Annotated in this window: 16 protein-coding genes and 2 pseudogenes; 14 read left to right on the top strand and 4 right to left on the bottom strand. The window is 49.0% G+C overall.

Annotated elements, in window-relative coordinates:
• Positions 1-126: 126 nt before the first annotated feature.
• Positions 127-1,347 (top strand): beta-ketoacyl-ACP synthase I, encoded by a 1,221-nt coding sequence (gene fabB / locus BMX14_RS13170; protein WP_092677513.1) that lies wholly within the window; start codon positions 127-129, stop codon positions 1,345-1,347.
• A gap of 87 nt (positions 1,348-1,434) precedes the next feature.
• Positions 1,435-2,628: an arabinose transporter gene (locus tag BMX14_RS13165; protein WP_092677511.1), complete on the top strand. Its 1,194-nt coding sequence runs from the start codon at positions 1,435-1,437 to the stop codon at positions 2,626-2,628.
• A gap of 14 nt (positions 2,629-2,642) precedes the next feature.
• Here the strand turns inward: BMX14_RS13165 and BMX14_RS13160 are convergent, their stop codons facing one another.
• The 3 genes and pseudogenes from BMX14_RS13160 to pdxR all read right to left on the bottom strand — a co-directional run bounded on the left by BMX14_RS13160 (position 2,643) and on the right by pdxR (position 5,902).
• Complete coding sequence (locus BMX14_RS13160) at positions 2,643-2,972, bottom strand: DUF1493 family protein (RefSeq protein ID WP_092677509.1); 330 nt, start codon at positions 2,970-2,972, stop codon at positions 2,643-2,645.
• Positions 2,966-3,430 (bottom strand): annotated as a pseudogene (locus BMX14_RS13155) (STM2901 family protein). Before BMX14_RS13155 ends, BMX14_RS13160 begins: the two are co-directional and overlap by 7 nt.
• A gap of 1,032 nt (positions 3,431-4,462) precedes the next feature.
• Positions 4,463-5,902, bottom strand: coding sequence for a MocR-like pyridoxine biosynthesis transcription factor PdxR (pdxR, locus tag BMX14_RS13150; RefSeq protein ID WP_092677508.1), 1,440 nt, complete (start codon positions 5,900-5,902; stop codon positions 4,463-4,465).
• A gap of 85 nt (positions 5,903-5,987) precedes the next feature.
• Between pdxR and BMX14_RS13145 the strand changes: the two genes are divergently transcribed.
• Positions 5,988-6,428, top strand: a complete 441-nt coding sequence (locus BMX14_RS13145; protein ID WP_092677506.1) for a rhodanese-like domain-containing protein — start codon at positions 5,988-5,990, stop codon at positions 6,426-6,428.
• A gap of 1 nt (position 6,429) precedes the next feature.
• Here the strand turns inward: BMX14_RS13145 and flk are convergent, their stop codons facing one another.
• Positions 6,430-7,467: a flagella biosynthesis regulator Flk gene (flk, locus tag BMX14_RS13140; RefSeq protein ID WP_143056421.1), complete on the bottom strand. Its 1,038-nt coding sequence runs from the start codon at positions 7,465-7,467 to the stop codon at positions 6,430-6,432.
• A gap of 200 nt (positions 7,468-7,667) precedes the next feature.
• On the opposite strand from flk, the gene pdxB reads away from it, so the two are divergent.
• From pdxB to BMX14_RS13085, 11 genes and pseudogenes are all read left to right on the top strand, one after another.
• Entirely contained in the window at positions 7,668-8,798 is a 1,131-nt protein-coding gene (pdxB, locus tag BMX14_RS13135) for a 4-phosphoerythronate dehydrogenase PdxB (RefSeq protein WP_092677504.1), read from the top strand.
• 58 nt (positions 8,799-8,856) lie between these two features.
• Positions 8,857-9,864, top strand: a complete 1,008-nt coding sequence (locus tag BMX14_RS13130; protein ID WP_092677503.1) for an aspartate-semialdehyde dehydrogenase — start codon at positions 8,857-8,859, stop codon at positions 9,862-9,864.
• Entirely contained in the window at positions 9,864-10,688 is an 825-nt protein-coding gene (gene truA / locus BMX14_RS13125) for a tRNA pseudouridine(38-40) synthase TruA (protein WP_092677501.1), read from the top strand. Before BMX14_RS13130 ends, truA begins: the two co-directional genes overlap by 1 nt.
• A gap of 11 nt (positions 10,689-10,699) precedes the next feature.
• Positions 10,700-11,359: a DedA family protein gene (locus BMX14_RS13120; protein ID WP_092677499.1), complete on the top strand. Its 660-nt coding sequence runs from the start codon at positions 10,700-10,702 to the stop codon at positions 11,357-11,359.
• Between the two features lie 145 nt (positions 11,360-11,504).
• The gene (gene accD, locus BMX14_RS13115; protein ID WP_092677497.1) at positions 11,505-12,419 is read left to right on the top strand and encodes an acetyl-CoA carboxylase, carboxyltransferase subunit beta; all 915 of its coding nucleotides are present in this window, start codon (positions 11,505-11,507) and stop codon (positions 12,417-12,419) included.
• 70 nt (positions 12,420-12,489) lie between these two features.
• Positions 12,490-13,746 (top strand): bifunctional tetrahydrofolate synthase/dihydrofolate synthase, encoded by a 1,257-nt coding sequence (gene folC / locus BMX14_RS13110; RefSeq protein WP_092677616.1) that lies wholly within the window; start codon positions 12,490-12,492, stop codon positions 13,744-13,746.
• Between the two features lies 1 nt (position 13,747).
• Positions 13,748-14,407 carry a cell division protein DedD gene (dedD, locus tag BMX14_RS13105; protein ID WP_092677495.1) on the top strand — a complete coding sequence of 220 codons (660 nt, stop codon included), beginning with the start codon at positions 13,748-13,750 and terminating at the stop codon, positions 14,405-14,407.
• Positions 14,359-14,481, top strand: a pseudogene (locus BMX14_RS13100) (colicin V production protein); the annotation flags it as partial. The gene dedD and the pseudogene BMX14_RS13100, both read left to right, overlap by 49 nt.
• Before the next feature lie 35 nt (positions 14,482-14,516).
• Positions 14,517-16,034, top strand: coding sequence for an amidophosphoribosyltransferase (gene purF / locus BMX14_RS13095; RefSeq protein WP_092677493.1), 1,518 nt, complete (start codon positions 14,517-14,519; stop codon positions 16,032-16,034).
• 105 nt (positions 16,035-16,139) lie between these two features.
• Entirely contained in the window at positions 16,140-16,712 is a 573-nt protein-coding gene (locus BMX14_RS13090) for a UbiX family flavin prenyltransferase (protein ID WP_092677491.1), read from the top strand.
• 125 nt (positions 16,713-16,837) lie between these two features.
• Entirely contained in the window at positions 16,838-17,620 is a 783-nt protein-coding gene (locus BMX14_RS13085; protein ID WP_092677489.1) for a lysine/arginine/ornithine ABC transporter substrate-binding protein, read from the top strand.
• Positions 17,621-17,677: the final 57 nt, after the last annotated feature.

Below are 17,677 nucleotides of genomic sequence, written 5' to 3'. Positions count from 1 at the left end.
GAATAGTCTAGCGATATCACAATTTATAGGCAAATTTACAAAGAGTTTTTGTGTTGGGGGTTGTTCGGCGTACAACTGTACGCTAAAGTGATCCCCATAAGATGATAGTTGTTATGAGGAATGTGAATGAAACGTGCAGTGATCACTGGCTTGGGGATTGTTTCCAGCATTGGTAATAATCAGCAGGAAGTGCTGGCTTCTCTTCGTGAGGGGCGTTCAGGAATCACTTTTTCTGATGAAATGAAAGATGCAGGCATGCGCAGCCACGTCTGGGGTAACGTTAAAATGGATACCACAGGCTTAATTGATCGCAAAGTTGTTCGTTTTATGAGCGATGCATCAATCTATGCTTATCTGTCTATGGCAGAAGCCGTAAAAGATTCGAAGCTGACTGAAGAGCAATATCAAAATAACCCACGTGTGGGCTTAATTGCGGGTTCAGGCGGCGGTTCTCCACGTTTCCAAGTTTTCGGTGCTGATGCAATGCGTAGCCCACGTGGCTTGAAAGCGGTCGGTCCGTATGTCGTGACCAAAGCGATGGCTTCGGGCGTCTCTGCTTGCTTAGCAACGCCGTTTAAAATCCACGGTGTAAACTACTCAATCAGCTCAGCGTGTGCGACCTCTGCGCACTGTATCGGTAATGCTGTTGAGCAAATACAACTGGGCAAACAAGACATCGTTTTCGCGGGTGGCGGCGAAGAGCTGTGCTGGGAACTGGCTTGCGAGTTCGATGCAATGGGTGCGTTATCTACTAAATATAACGACACACCAGAAAAAGCCTCTCGTACTTACGATTCCGAGCGTGATGGCTTTGTCATCGCAGGCGGTGGCGGCATGGTCGTGGTCGAAGAACTTGAGCATGCTTTAGCACGCGGTGCACACATCTACGCAGAAATCGTCGGCTACGGCGCAACCTCTGATGGTGCCGACATGGTTGCTCCTTCTGGTGAAGGCGCGGCACGTTGCATGAAGATGGCGATGGAAGGTCTCGACATGCCAATCGATTACCTGAATACGCATGGTACCTCTACCCCAGTGGGTGATGTGAAAGAGCTGGGCGCGATTCGTGAAGTCTTCGGTGACAACACGCCAGCGCTTTCTGCAACCAAAGCGATGACAGGTCACTCCTTGGGTGCCGCCGGTGTTCAAGAAGCGATTTATAGCCTGTTGATGTTGGAGCACGGCTTCATTGCGCCAAGCATTAACATTGAACAAGCGGATGCAGCGGCAGAAGGGATGAACATCATCACTCAGCCGACCGAGCGCGCATTGACTACCGTTATGTCAAACAGCTTCGGCTTTGGTGGGACTAATGCGACATTGACGATGCGTAAATTTACGTCATAATCAATTTATCGTAGAAAAAACGGCAGCTTAGGCTGCCGTTTTTATTGGAGTAAATAAAATTTTTCGTAGTAATAAGGACTTATGTTAATGACAGAGGATAAGTGCCGTCCTGAAGACCGCTCTGTAAAGCCCGTAGCTATGACATCTTTTGCTGTATTTTTGACCTACCTTACTGCAGGCATTGCCTTACCGGTCATCCCTTTATTCGTTCATGATGGCCTTGGAATGAATAATGTGATGGTTGGCATTGCCGTAGGTATCCAATTTTTTGCAACATTAGCCAATCGAGGCTTTGCCGGCAAAAAAGCCGATCAGCAAGGTGCTAAGCAGACTACCCGACTGGGCATGGGCGTGATTGTCTTAGTGGGTGTGGCCTATTTACTGTCAGTTTTTGCTAGCCACTCTCTTTGGCTGCAATTTGGTTTATTACTTTTGGGCCGTATTCTGCTGGGGCTGGGTGAGAGCTTTCTGCTGACGGGAAACCTTACCTGGGGACTTGGCCTTATTGGTCAGCCACGTTCGGGGATTGTGATGTCTTGGAACGGCATGGCAATCTACGGATCGCTGGCGGCGGGCGCACCTATCGGTCTGTATCTCTACCATCATTTCGATTTCCTCGGGGTGAGTATCGCCTGCATAGTCTGTCCTATTGTGGCGTTATTGTGTAACGCGAACATTCCGGCGGTCCCCATTAGTGGAGGCGATCGTCCTCGCTTTTCGACTGTATTGAAACAGATTTTGACCCCCGGTGCAGTATTAGCGCTTCAGGGAGTCGGTTTTGCAGTGATTGGCGCATTTATTTCACTCTATTTTGCCGCTGAACATTGGGGCAATGCAGGATATACCTTAACGATTTTCGGACTGGCTTATGTTTTAGTACGCGTTTTGTTTGGCGGGATCCCCGATAAAATGGGCGGCGTCAACGTCACAATTATCTCCTTATTGGTGGAAACCGCCGGACTATTACTGCTCTGTTTTAGCCAGCAGGCATGGCATGCTTTAGTCGGCGCGGCGTTGACAGGGGCAGGGTGCTCATTGGTCTTCCCGGCTATGGGCGTCGAAATCATGAAGCGTGTCGACGCGCAGGTTCGTGGTACTGCCTTAGGGTGTTTCTCAGCCTTTCAAGATATTGCCTATGGCGCAACAGGCCCGCTGGCAGGATTTTTAGCAAACAGCGCAGGCTATGGCGCAGTTTACTTAGCGGGTGCCTGCTGCGCCCTTATCGGGGTCGTAGTCAGTCTGACGATGCTGCATGCTGGAGCACCTCGTTCAACAGCGTAACTGCTTGAAAAAGTTTAGTCGTATAACCACCGTCCGGCTTTCGCTGATTCGATCAGCATGCGCAGAGTGAAGTCAGGCACAGGTATCGGAGGACTTTTTTTGAATGGGTTCCATAAGAAAGGTTCATAAGGATAGTAAGTTTGAAGTTTGAAATTACCCCGTGTGACATCAAACTTCTCAAAAAAGTCATTCATCAGATCTTCGACTTCAAGCTCGTCAATACTGAGATCTGTATCTAAATCAGTGTCAGGCGTTAGCTCAACTTTCTTTACGTTGAATAGATAAGTGCCAGCATAAGGGCGCACAAGTTCATAGATTCTTTGCTCAATACTTTCTTCTACCATACTTTATCGTTGCCTCTCGCTATGGTGTTATAGTCTCGAAGGGTTCTGTAGGTAATTTGAGTGATATCAGAGGCAAGGATAATCACACCGAGCAACGGAATCGAACGACCAACGAAGGGCGCAATGTTATGAACCCTAACGCGACGAGCTGTCCAAGGTGTGTAACCGCCAAGCCAAGTAGGTAATGATAGTCCAAAGGGAAATTTTGTTTACCCGAATACAGCTCTCGCTCCTTTGGACGCATAAGATGTACCTTTAGTCGTGTTGGCTAATTTGCCTCGTGTGCTCAAGTTATTTCTCTCTGAAACAATAGCGATAATTGCACCAAAATCCGCCACGCCGATACCGAATTGCCCTGCTGTATTCTCACAAAAGATCATGAATAAAAGTTCAGTGGCGGTGAGATTCGATCTTCCCGCATAGAAATATGTACCGTTTAATTCTTCTACCGTATCCATTGATTCCTTTCCTTTTTTTCATTCCAAGTACACTTTTGATAAGTGCACATTATAAAAATCATCCCCCGAGGGGAATGGATAATAATCACGGGGTGTGTTGCGACAATCTTCTAGATCTATTTTTACCTATTTTACTCTATATTTTTCCGGTACAAGCAATGGTGCTGCAAGGTGAAATAGAGGCAACGTCCTTTCCGAGTGAGTAAGGGGGGGTTATCACTGCATACTTTTCTGCTAAAACCAATAGGTAGGTTTAGTTCATAAGCTAGAGGCTTTTAATATTTTATCAACCGCTAAAAAGAATTTTTTAAACCGTTATTAGTCTGTACTGTTAGAAAGTCGTCTATTAAGTTAATACATTCACTAGGTCACCCTATTGACGTGCCATTTATGCACCAGAGTTTAATGACTCCAGTAGAGCAAACCAATATTTCTTTTTAGTTGCTGTCTTTCATAGCTCATGCAACTTTAGGTATTTATTTTTCCGTGAGCAGGCTAGCGATCTCTTCTTTCAACACGAGATTGAGATTTTTCTTGAGTAACTCTGTTTTCTTTAAATTTATTATCGGTCTCTTTTAATGATTCATTTCTATTTTAATCAGTACTGCGCTACCCTTGGAAAAAAGGATTTTAGTTAAAGAAATATAATTTTTAGAGTAATTTACTCCCCGAGTGAAGTTATCACCAGATAGTTTGTTTCAACAGCCTCCAATCGTAGCCCCTGAATTGTTTCTCTGACAAGATAAAAATTTCCATCAACAGTGTAATTTTCTTGAATACTCCCTACTTGCCCTAAAGTTATTACCTCCGGCTCTCAATATTAGTTTCCCTTTTTTACGCTACAGCATGTGTATTCATCCTTTTGCTTAATAGGAATCAAGTATAATACGATTTTTTTCGTTTCTTTTCGTTTCAGCCTTGACGTTGAGGGGGGAAGATAAATATTTCTGAGCCTTAATCCGGTAATTTACTGAGCTCCATAAAATTATTACAGAGGAGATAACGCTTGGCGAGTCGTCTGATCTAATAGGGTCAGTCTGACGATGCTGCATGCTGGAGCACCTCGTTCAACAGCGTAACTGCCCGACGTATCGCCTGTGGGGTGAGCGCCGCGAAGCCGAGTATCCAGCCATTGATGGGCGGAGAGGTCAGGCACAGTGGCGCAAGCTCAGTGAGTACCAACCCTTTGCGTCCCGCGGCGGCCGTTATCGCTGAGGTACTTCCTTTAAGATACTCGACAGCCAGTTGGAGTCCGCCTTCAGAGGGAAATAAACGCAAGGTATCTTCGGGACACTTTTCCAGTAATTCAATCAGTAGACGACGTCTGGCGGCATAGAGTTTTTTCATCAAGCGTAAGTGACTCGCAAAATAGCCTTCCGAAATAAACCTCGCCACCACGGCTTGTGATAATACGGCGGTATGACTGTCCAGTCGTTGTCGTGCGTTCACGATCTGGAGAACCAGAGAAGGGGGCACGACCATATAGGCAAGCCGGATCCCCGGAAACAGCGTTTTAGAAAATGTCCCGAGGTAGATAACCTTTTGGGTACGGTCGAGCCGCTGCAAGGAGGGCGGTGAATCATTGCCATAATGATATTCACCATCATAATCATCCTCAATAATCCAGCTTTGTTGTCGAGTTGCCCAGTCCAGCCACTGCTGACGTCTGGGTTTGCTCATCGTCATACCCAATGGATAGTGGTGTCCTGGCGTAAGATACGCCAATTTAGCGGTATGGGTCGGGGGGAGCGCACCCTCCGTATCCATAGGCTGTGGGGCGAGCACCGCACCCGCCTGACGGAAGGCATTGACCGCGCCCTGATAGCATAATGCCTCGGTCAGAACGGTATCACCTTCTTCCAATAAAAGATGGGCAAGTAATTGTAGAGCCTGTTGTGAGCTGTTCATTATGATGAGTTGTGAAGGGGTACAATTGACTTGGCGTGATAGCGTTAAATAATGGCTGATGGCTTTACGACAGTTAGCCATCCCCTGCGGGTCACCATAAAGTAACTGCTCAGGCGATAATGTCGCCATAACTTGACGGGTAACATCCGCCCACTGCTTCAATGGAAAGGCCTGAACGTCGGGAACGCCGGCACTGAATGGCTGTATCGTGCGTGGATCGAGGCACTGATGCTGAGCTAACAGCTTTTGTCCCCGGGTAGATAAAGTAGGGGGGAGTCCGTGGTAAGGTGGCGATGTCGTCGGTAAGCCGTGTTGCGCCACGAAACTCCCTTGACCGAGAAGGCGCGTAAGATAGCCTTGTGTGGTTAATCGTTGATAAGCCGACTCTACAGTGGTGCGTGAGCAGCGTAAATCATTGGCTAACTGGCGGCTAGAGGGTAAACGCTCTCCGGCGCTTAACTGCCCCTTTTCAATTGCTGTTCTTATCACCCGGCAAAGCTGTGTGACACGATTCCCGCGTTCAGCTAATGTCAGGGACAACCAGATCGAAGAGCGTTGCGACATAGTGGTCTTATTCTTTATCGGAAATGGGTCTGATTCGAACCGCTATAGTGCGATATTCTGCTATGACAATTCAAGGAGATTCATTATGACAGACTTAACGTTTAACTTCGCTGACCCTGCTGAGAGCACCGCCTACTTAACGGCTAAATTGGCTTATTATATTGACGCTTGGGACTTGGCAGAAAGCTGCCAGCGTAATACTGCAGAATGCATTGTATTAGATGTCCGTTCCGCCGAACACTATCGCCTCGGCCATATTCCCGGCGCGATTAACTTTCCGCACCGCGAGATGACTGCGCTGACCTTGGCTCAGTTATCGAAACAGGCCAATTACGTCACCTATTGCGATGGCATAGGATGTAACGGCTCAACCAAGGGCGCGTTTAAACTCGCGCAAGCCGGATTTAAGGTAAAGGAGTTAATTGGCGGCTTAGACTTTTGGCGTCGAGATAGCCACCCGATTATAGAAGGCAGTGAGCCAGACACTTGGCCCCTTGCCGCAGAGACAGTGCAATGTGGGTGCTAGATTATAGCCAGACGAACAATAGGAAGAGCAGTACTATCCCAATAATCGTTACGGTCACCCGTGGAGAGAGAGGCCAAAACCCAGTCTGCCCAGCAAGTGGTGGTGCCGGATGATAAATCGGGATCGGACCTGCGGTTAATGCACCATGAGGCGGGTGCCAGCCAAAACCCGCACGGTGGCAAAAAAGCACGTTAAGGAGATCTTGTGCTTGCACTCGTGATAACGAGGCGTCCACGGCCAATTGGTAATGTTGTTGGCAGTACATTGCCGCTTGCTCCAGTTCTTGGCCACTAGCGGGGTGTTTCAAACCTTGTAACAGCTGAGGCAGTGAGAGGCTGTGTTGTCCCACTATCTGCTGGCGAGCCTGCAAATATTGGATTAATAAAGGGTAATGTTTAGCTGGGATAGGATCGCCGTCCTTTATGCCGATTAAGCTGTGCAGCGTTTCCCAGACACTGATCAGCGACTCGCCGTTGGCGACTGACAATTTAACCACTTGCTGGCTAAGCGTCGAATGTTCGGCAGGCAGTAAACTCCGCGCAGTGGAGGTGGTCTGCACGGGTTGGGGGATGGATATCTGCCCTTGCTGCAGGCAAGTTAATACTTGCTGAAGTTGTGCCTGAGTCAGGGCACTCAACACCGTTTGTCCAAATTGATGGCGAATATATTCGCTGACGGCTTGCCGATTATTTCCTTGAGGAAGTAAATCGGTGAGCTGCTGTAATTGACGACGCGCCAGATGGTTATTCTGTTCTTGCTTGAGGACACCTTGTAACCACTTTTCTGCCTCAGGAAAATGAGACGAAAGCAGTTCAGCCTCCCCACTTACATTCACGTGGTGACGGATCCCTGCCCACAGCGCGGGTGCTTTGAGGCTACTGATCGCCAAAATTTTAACGATGATGCGTTCTAACGCAGTGCGTTGCGCGGAGGTAAGCGCTTCACTGTGCAACGGCTTAGCTTTTAGGCTATTCGGGGAGGTTAAGTCATGACGGTGGGGTCCGTCGGTAAATCCGCGAGGGCCGCTAAGTGGCTGCATGGCAACATCCTTACAAAAGCTTAGAACCGGATGACCGGAGAATAGCCGGCTATCATAGCAACCCCCCAATAAAATCCCAAGCAGCAATCTGCTTTTCACCGCATTATTTGTCCTGTTGATGAGAATCGATCTCAGGTGTTTTCAGCCTAAGAATATGACAGAATATCTTAACGCTTCTTTTTTTCCTTCTAGGCCTAATCATGAAAATCGTTGTCGATGAAAATATGCCTTATGCGCAAGAGTTATTCAGTCGTAAAGGAGAGGTGGTACGCGTCCCTGGTCGGCCCCTGCCGGTAGACGAATTACAGGATGCCCAAGCACTGATGGTGCGTTCGGTCACGCCAGTCACTACGCAGCTGGTTGCTAACACGCCACTGGCATTTGTGGGGTCGGCGACGGCGGGAACCGATCATGTGGAACTGGCGGATCTGGAGGCGGCAGGTGTTGCCTTTTCAGCCGCACCCGGGTGCAATGCCATTGCGGTGGTGGAATATGTACTGTCCGCGTTGCTACTGCTGGCTGAGCGTGATGGCTATGCATTGTGTGATAAGACCATTGGTATCGTCGGTGTCGGCAATGTCGGGAGTCGCCTTCAAGCGCGTTGTGAAGCCTTGGGGATGAAGGTTTTATTATGTGATCCCCCGCGTGCAGATCGTGGCGAAAAAGAAGACTTCCTTTCCTTAGAAAGTGTCGCAACGCAAGCCGATATCCTGACGTTCCATACACCGCTAATTAAACAGGGGGCCTACCCAACATGGCACTGTGTTGATCGCGATCTGTTAGAAAAATTACCTTTAGGCTGTGTACTGATCAATGCTTGTCGGGGAGCGGTGGTCGATAATCAAGCCCTTAAGCAGGTACTGACTGAACGTCATGATTTGAGTGTGGTATTGGATGTTTGGGAGCCAGAACCCCATCTAGACCAACAACTACTGGCACAGGTCGACATCGCTACCGCCCATATTGCGGGCTATACCTTAGAAGGTAAAGTTCGTGGGACAACTCAGCTTTATGAAGCGTGGACCGCGTTTATTGGACAACCAGAAAGCATCGCCCTGAGTGAGCTATTACCTCAGCCTGATATTAGTGCTGTTGACGTAACAGGTGAGTTTTCGCAGTCACTTCTAAAACGTTTAGCGCATCTGGTGTATGATGTGCGCCGCGATGATGCGTTGCTCAGGTTGCATATCGCTGATGAAGGGGGATTCGATCGGCTAAGAAAACAGTATCAAGAGCGCCGCGAATGGTCTTCATTAACCGTTAGCTGTTCGGATGTCTCGACGGCCGAGCGACTTCGTCAACTCGGATTCAATACCTTGTACTGTGCTTAGGCTCAGTTGTTGTTGGGATGGGCATCACTCATCCCGTTAATTTAGTGTGGAGTACCCCATGTCCCAGGGTTGGAATATTGCTATTTTAGGTGCGACCGGTGCCGTTGGCCGTGCATTAATTGAATGTTTAGAACAGCGTCAGTTTGCGGTAGGTGACGTCACCCTGCTGGCCAGCGAAGAGGGTGCGGGTGAATCGATTCGTTTTGCCGGGAAAAATTATCTTGTTCAGGCTGCGCGTAATCATGACTGGAGCGACAGCCAATTAGCCTTCTTTGTCGCGGGACAACAAGCGAGTGCTGACTATGCGGATCTCGCTGCTGAGGCAGGATGCATTGTCATCGATAGCAGCGGTTTATTTGCGCTAGCCCACGATGTTCCCCTCGCGGTGGTTGGCGTCAATGACAGCACCCTTGCCGATTACCGTAACCGTAATATTATTGCGGTAGCCGATAGCCAAGTGAGCCAACTGATGAATGCTATTGCACCGCTCAACGAGGCAGCAAGCGTTCAATCTATCCAGCTTACCGAACTATTATCTGTTTCTGCCCAAGGTAAAGCCGCGGTCGATGCATTAGCGGGTGAAAGCGCACGCTTACTCAATGGTATCCCGCCCGAAAGTTATCACTTCGGTCGTCAGCTAGCTTTCAATATGATGCCGCTGGCAATCGATGATCAAGGAAGTGTCGCGGCCGAACGCCGGGTCGTGGATCAGGTACGTAAAATTTTACAAGACGAAAGTTTCTCATTGAGTGTGACCTCGCTGCAAGCGCCGGTGTTTTATGGCAATGCGCAAAGTGTTCGTGTGATTACTGCGCGTCCACTGGACGTTGACGAGGCACAGCAAGTCTTGACTGGGCAAGCTGATTTGGCGGTCAGTGAGGAACACGACTTCCCAACGCCCGTAAGCGAAGGTACAGGCCAAGACCAGTTGTATATTGGTGCCATCCGTCAAGATTACGGTCAGCCGGAAGGGTTACAGTTTTGGTCAGTCGCGGATAACGTCCGTTACGGAGGGGCCTTAATGGCGGTGAAAACGGCAGAGCGCCTAATTGAGGATTATCTGTAATGTCGACAGCTGAAGCCCCGTACAAAATTGCACTGGGGATTGAGTACGATGGTAGCCGATATTACGGTTGGCAGCGCCAACGCGAAGTACGCAGTGTCCAACAGGTGCTTGAAAAAGCCCTTACCCAAGTTGCCAACCATCCGATTGATGTGTTTTGTGCTGGGCGAACGGATGCTGGGGTACACGGTACGGGACAAGTCGTCCATTTTGAAACGCAAGCTAAACGGGCGGATGCTGCGTGGACATTAGGGGTAAATGCTAATTTACCCGACGATGTTGCGGTACGTTGGGTTAAAGCGGTGCCGGATGAATTTCACGCACGTTTTAGCGCCACTGCGCGTCGTTATCGCTATGTGATCTATAATGAGCGCCTACGTCCAGCGATTTTAGGGAAGGGACTCACGCATTGTTATCATCCCTTAGATACCGAAAAAATGCATCGGGCCGCACAAAGCCTGCTGGGAGAGAACGATTTTACGTCGTTCCGGGCAGTGCAGTGTCAATCGCGAACGCCATGGCGCAATATTTCACATATTCATGTCGTGCGCCAAGGCAGTTTTGTCATTATCGATATCAAAGCGAACGCCTTTGTCCACCATATGGTGCGGAATATTGTCGGCAGTCTGCTGGAAGTGGGGATGGGCAACCAGCCTGAAAAGTGGATTGCGGATCTGTTGGCGTTAAAGGATCGTACTAAAGCTGCGGCAACGGCGAGAGCGGAAGGGCTTTACCTTGTGGCGGTAGACTATCCCGAACATTTTGCACTACCCACACCTGCGTTAGGACCACTATTCCTCGCAGACGAAAATCACTTTCCTTTATAAGGAGTTATGCAATGCTATCAATGATTATTGATTTTATATTGCATATAGATGTTCATTTAACGGCACTGATCGCACATTACGGATTATGGGTCTACGCCATCCTTTTTCTCATTATTTTTTGTGAGACTGGGCTGGTGGTGACGCCATTTTTACCCGGTGACTCCCTGCTGTTTATTGCAGGTGCGCTCGCCGTGTTACCCAGTAATGCGTTAAATGTGCATATGATGGTGGGATTATTGGTGATTGCTGCCGTACTGGGTGATGCGCTGAACTACACCATTGGGCGTTTATTTGGTGAAAAACTGTTTAGCCGGCCAAATTCACGGATTTTTCGTCAGAGCTATCTCGATAAAACACACCAGTTCTATGATAAGCACGGGGGTAAAACCATTATCCTAGCGCGCTTCGTTCCAATCATTAGGACTTTTGCCCCCTTTGTTGCAGGGATGGGGCGAATGAGTTATCGCCAATTCGGGTTTTATAATCTGGTTGGAGGCGTGTGCTGGGTCGTATTATTCAGTTATGCCGGTGCCATTTTTGGTGATTTACCGGTGGTGAAAAGTAATATCAACCTGTTGATCGTGGTGATTATCGTGGTCTCGGTTCTGCCTGGCGTGATTGAAGTGATCCGCCATCGTGCAAAGAAGAATAATACAGACCCTTTAGCATAATGCTGATATCTGTATAATTGCTCCATATTTTTATCCACAGATCCTCGCGATTGTGGTTTAATGAGCGCTATTTATTGGCTGTTGAGTAATCATTCAGCAGAAACACAGTGACTGGTAAAACCAGGTTCAAACAGAAAGGTCCTCAATGAGCTGGATTGAACGCATTCTTAACAAAACAAATGTTGCCCCTGCCCGTAAGGCGAGTATTCCTGAAGGGATTTGGACAAAGTGTACAAGTTGTGGCCAGGTACTCTATCGTGCTGAGCTGGAACGTAACTTAGAAGTCTGTCCTAAATGTGATCATCACATGCGTATGCATGGACGTGATCGTCTGAATACTTTCTTGGATCAAGGTACGACTCTTGAGCTGGGAAGCGAATTAGAACCGCGTGATTTACTGAAATTCCGCGATTCAAAAAAGTATAAAGACCGTATTGTCGCGGCGCAAAAAGAGACCGGTGAAAAAGACGCTCTGATTGCAATGAAAGGTCAACTTCATGGTATGCCAGTAGTGGCCGTTGCATTCGAGTTCTCCTTTATGGGCGGATCGATGGGTGCAGTCGTCGGGGCGCGTTTTGTAAGAGCTGCAGAACAAGCATTAGAAGAGGGTTGCCCACTCATCTGTTTCTCCGCCAGTGGCGGGGCACGGATGCAAGAAGCATTAACGTCATTAATGCAGATGGCTAAAACCAGTGCGGCGCTAGCCAAAATGCGAGAGCGTGGCCTACCTTATATCTCGGTACTGACTGACCCAACGATGGGCGGTGTTTCAGCAAGCTTTGCGATGCTAGGTGATCTGAATATCGGTGAACCGAAAGCCCTGATTGGTTTTGCGGGTCCGCGAGTCATCGAGCAGACGGTGCGTGAGAAGTTACCTCCTGGTTTCCAGCGTAGTGAATTCCTAATTGAAAAAGGGGCGATCGATATGATCATTCGTCGTCCGGAATTACGCTTCAAGCTGGCAAGCCTACTGGCGAAGATGATGAATCTTCCGGCACCGCTTCCTGAAGAGCTGCCGCCAGAGCCTGAGAAGGTTGAGCAAACGCCTAGCGACGCTTAATTCTATATTGCACATTGAAAGACGCTCTGGTAGCGTCTTTTTTATCATTGTTTTAGCGAAAATTCATACCATGTCTAAGCCTCATCACCCACACTCATCTTCCTCGCTTGAGGAATGGTTGGTTTACCTTGAACAGTTGCACGGTCAAGCCATTGAACTTGGCCTAGATCGTATCCGTGATGTTGCGACCGAACTGAATCTTCTCAAGCCTGCGCCATTTGTGTTCACGGTAGGGGGCACGAATGGTAAGGGAACAACGTGCCGTACCTTAGAAGTCTTATTAATGGCAGCAGGGTATCGGGTGGGTGTTTACAGTTCGCCGCACTTTATTCGCTATGCTGAGCGGGTACGGATCAACGGTCAAGAACTGAGTGACTCACAGCATATTTCCAGTTTCCACAGCCTCAACCAAGGGCGTGGTGAGACCTCGTTAACCTTTTTTGAATTTAGCACCTTGTCAGCGTTACAACTGTTTAAGCAATCTGATTTAGATGTGGTGATCCTTGAGGTGGGGTTGGGTGGCCGACTCGATGCGACCAATATCATCGATGCGGACGTTGCGGTGATCACTTCGATTGCGCTTGACCATACCGATTGGCTCGGTCCTGACCGAGAAAGCATAGGCCGTGAAAAGGCCGGTATTTTCCGTCAAGGTAAACCCGCAGTGGTCGGCGAACCGGATATGCCCGCCACCATCAGTAAGGTGGCACAGGACAAAGGGGCTATTTTATTCGCTCGCGGCAGGGAGTGGTCCTATAGCGCCTCATCGCAAAGCTGGCAGTTCCAGGATATTCAAGGGAGATTGACAGAATTACCTCTACCGCAGATCCCTCTGGCCAATGCGGCAACCGCGCTTGCCGCACTGCGTGTATCCGGATTAACGCTAAGCGAATCGGTGCTCAGAGAGTCCATCGCGACCGCAACGTTGCCCGGCCGCTTTCAAATCCTGCAACACTCACCCTTGGTTATCTTAGATGTTGCGCATAATCCCCATGCGGCACGTTATTTAGTGGAAAAAATCCAACAGCTTGCTCCTGTGGGAACAGTGCATGGCGTATTAGGGATGCTCCACGATAAAGATATCGACGGGACAGCAACGATATTATCCGAAGCAGTAAATCAATGGTATTGCGCAAGCTTAGAGGGACCTCGCGGTGCCACGGCACAGCGGTTACAGCAAACTTTGCCAGAAGCTGAATGTTATGAGACGGTAGAGCAAGCTTGGCGTGCAGCCTTGGCGCGGGCCGATAAAGAAGACTTGGTGTTGGTTTGTGGATCTTTTCATACCGTTGCGGCGGTGATGGCATTGAGCGATAAGGAGCAGTAACGTGGCCAGTAAATTTCAAAATCGTATGGCGGGAACCATCATTCTGGTGGCACTCGGCGTGATTATTTTGCCCGGTTTACTGGATGGTAAAAAAAAGCATTATCATGAAGAGTTTGCTGCCATCCCTTTAGTCCCTAAACCGGGTGACCAACTGAATGATGAGATGGTTCCCCCCGTCACTCAGCCAATCCCTTCTAAAACGATTCGTCAGCAGGCCGCCCAGCACATTCCGGATGAGGGTAGCACGCAAGAGGCGTCACGCGGCAGTGTCGCGACACAACCTCATGACGCAGGGACAAACCCAACACAGCTACAGATGCAACGGGCTCAAGAGCAGCTGGCACAGCGTGAAGCGCAACGTTTAAAAGAGCAAGCGCGTCAACAGCAAGAAGCTCAGCGTCAAGCGCAAGCGAAGCAACAACAGTTGGCCGCACAGCAACAGGCGGAGGCGCAGCAACGTCAACAAACTGCGACTCAAAATACCGCCTCGTCAACGCCAACCGGCCAGGCTTATGTGATCCAATTGGGTGCTCTACGGAATGCTTCACGGGTAACTGAGGTCGTTGAACAGCTGCGAGGCGCGGGCTTCAAAGCGTATTCGATTCCCGCTACACCTTTACGGGGTTTTCCAAAAGTGTCGATTGGACTCAATCACAATTGATCCCACAGTTCAGTATCGTCATCAGATGGTTTTTTGACTATCTGCAGAGCACATCGAGTTTTTTACCCCGATAATGAGTCGGGACAAGCGGCTATGAGGAAATGACACCATGTGTGGGATTGTCGGTATCAGCGGTTTTTTACCTGTAAACCAAGCAATTTATGATGCGTTATCGGTGCTACAACACCGTGGTCAAGATGCCGCTGGCATCTGTACGATTGATCAGCTTAATTGCTTTCGCTTACGTAAAGCGAATGGACTCGTCAGCGACGTGTTTGAAGCACGCCATATGCAACGTCTTCAAGGAACAATGGGTATTGGCCACGTTCGTTACCCTACTGCAGGTAGCTCAAGTGCCTCGGAAGCACAGCCCTTCTATGTGAACTCTCCGTACGGTATTACGCTGGCACACAATGGTAATCTAACCAATGCGCATGAGTTAAGAACGCGTCTATTCGAACAGGGCCGTCGCCATATCAACACGACGTCTGACTCTGAAGTCCTGCTCAATGTCTTTGCGCAAGAGCTCGACCGTTTTCAAGATTATCCGCTGACGGCAGATAATATCTTTACCGCCATTGAGTGTATGCACCGCCAGATCCGTGGGGCTTACGCTGTCGTGGCGATGTTAATTGGCCACGGCATGATTGCCTTTCGCGACCCGAATGGCATCCGTCCATTAGTCTTAGGTAAGCGTCAACTGCCAGATGGCCGCACCGAGTATATGGTGGCATCAGAGAGCGTCGCCTTGGATACACTCGGTTTTGAATTTATCCGTGACGTTGTGGCGGGTGAAGCGGTCTATATCACGGAACAGGGTGAACTCTTTACTCGTCAATGCGCCGATGCGCCGAAGAATAATCCTTGTTTATTTGAATACGTTTATTTCGCTCGCCCCGACTCTTTTATCGATAAAATCTCCGTCTATAATGCAAGAATTCGCATGGGCACCAAGCTCGGTGAAAAGATTGCTCGTCAGTGGAGTGATCTCGACATTGACGTGGTAATTCCTATCCCTGAAACCTCGACGGATGTCGCGCTGGAAATTGCCCGCATCTTAGACAAGCCCTATCGTCAAGGATTTGTGAAAAACCGCTATGTGGGACGAACTTTTATCATGCCGGGTCAGCAGCTACGTCGCAGCGCAGTGCGTCGTAAACTGAATGCTAACCGCGCAGAGTTCCGCGATAAGAACGTATTGTTAGTCGATGATTCTATCGTTCGCGGAACCACTTCAGAGCAAATTATTGAAATGGCCCGTGAAGCAGGAGCCAAACGCGTCTATTTAGCCTCTGCAGCACCGGAAATCCGCTTCCCTAACGTCTACGGTATCGATATGCCGAGCGTGAATGAGTTGATTGCGCATGGTCGTGAAGTGGATGAGATCTGCCAATTGATCAAAGCGGATGCCTTAATTTTCCAAGATCTCAATGACTTGATTGAAGCGGTGAAAGAAGAAAATCCCGATATTTCACAATTTGAGTGCTCGGTATTCAACGGCGTGTACGTTACCCAAGACGTTAATCAAGAATATTTGGATTATCTGCAATCACTGCGCAAAGACGATGTGAAAGCGGTGGCACGGCAAAATGAGGTGGAAGGGCTGGAACTTCATAACGAAGGATAAGCTCTGGCTGAACCTATAGACGACAGGGCGAATATCGCCCTGTTTTGCGTTCTGCTATACTCAGCCTTTGCAACGTAGCGCTTGATATGTGGAAAACTCGTTAATATGACCAAAAGATTGATTGTCGGCCTCTCCGGGGCAAGTGGTGCGCTGTATGGTGTACGACTGCTTGAGGTATTAAAAACGGTACCTGAGGTTGAAACCCACCTTGTTGCAAGCATGGCTGCCCGCCAAACACTCTCATTAGAGACTGACTACAGCTGGCGAGAGGTGCAAGCGCTGGCAGATGAGGTTTATGATGTGCGTGATATTGGCGCATCGATCTCGTCGGGTTCCTTCAAAACGTTAGGTATGGTCATTTTGCCTTGCTCGATTAAAACCCTCTCCGCTATTGTGCACAGCTACAGCGATACGTTGCTGACGCGAGCCGCCGATGTCGTGTTGAAAGAAGGGCGTAAATTGGTGCTAGGCGTGCGTGAAACGCCGTTACATCTCGGACACTTAAGAATGATGACCACCGCCGCCGAACTCGGGGCTATCATCATGCCGCCCGTCCCGGCTTTTTATCACCGTCCGACGTCTATTACCGATATCGTCGATCAGACCGTGAACCGGATTATTGATCAGTTCGATATTCAGTTACCGGCAGATCTCTTCACCCGCTGGCAAGGTCAATAATGGTGCACGGAATTTTTCTTGCACCCACTCCGTGCTAATTTGCGCGCGGATCCTTAAAAAATCCTACTAAGCCTTGGCATGTTTTGTGCATTTCCAGTGAGAATCTTCTCTCACTGGTGATAGACATGAAAAAGTTGACGGTACTCGCTTCGCTGTTCTTAGGATTAACACTTTCTAGCCAAGCTTTCTCTGCGCTGCCTTCGCATCTTCGCTTTGGCACAGACCCTAGCTATCCGCCTTTCGAGGCGAAAAGCCCCGATGGAAAACTCGTTGGCTTCGATATTGATTTAGTAAACGAAATTTGCAAAAGAATTGCGACGCAATGTGAGTTCGTGCCGGGTGACTTCGATGGGCTGATCCCTTCGCTAAAAGCTGAGAAGATCGATGCGATCATTTCGGCGTTATCGATTACCGAAAAGCGCCTTCAACAAATTGATTTCTCGGATAAATTATACGCGGCTAATGCTCGTTTAGTGGCGGTAAAAGGGTCACCTTTACAACCGACTGCGACATCGTTGAAAGGTAAAACTATCGGTGTCGAGCAGGGGACGACACAAGAAACCTATGCGGATAAGTACTGGCGTGCGGCAGGTGTCACCATCGTGCCTTACCAAGCACAGGATCAGGTTTATCAAGATTTGGCCTCAGGACGTTTAGATGCGGCGTTCCAAGACGAAGTCCAAGCAAGTGAGGGCTTCCTTAAATCGGCGGGTGGTAAGGGCTATAGCTTCGCAGGCCCAGCAGTGAAAGATAAGGCTATTTTCGGCGTTGGCACGGGAATTGGTTTGCGTAAAGGTGATGCGGCATTAACCCAAGCGATCAACAAAGCCATTGCGGCGATGCATCAAGATGGCACCTACGACAAATTGGCGAAAAAGTATTTCGACTTCAATATTTACGACGAGTAAGTCAGACAGTGATAGAGCGCCGCGTGTTTGGCGCTCTATCATCGCATGTTAAGAGAG

This window comes from Rosenbergiella nectarea, assembly GCF_900111105.1.
In the GTDB taxonomy this organism is placed as follows: Bacteria; Pseudomonadota; Gammaproteobacteria; order Enterobacterales; family Enterobacteriaceae; genus Rosenbergiella; species Rosenbergiella nectarea.
Note: the sequence above shows the minus strand (reverse complement) of the source record. Positions and strands in the feature narration are given on the sequence as shown.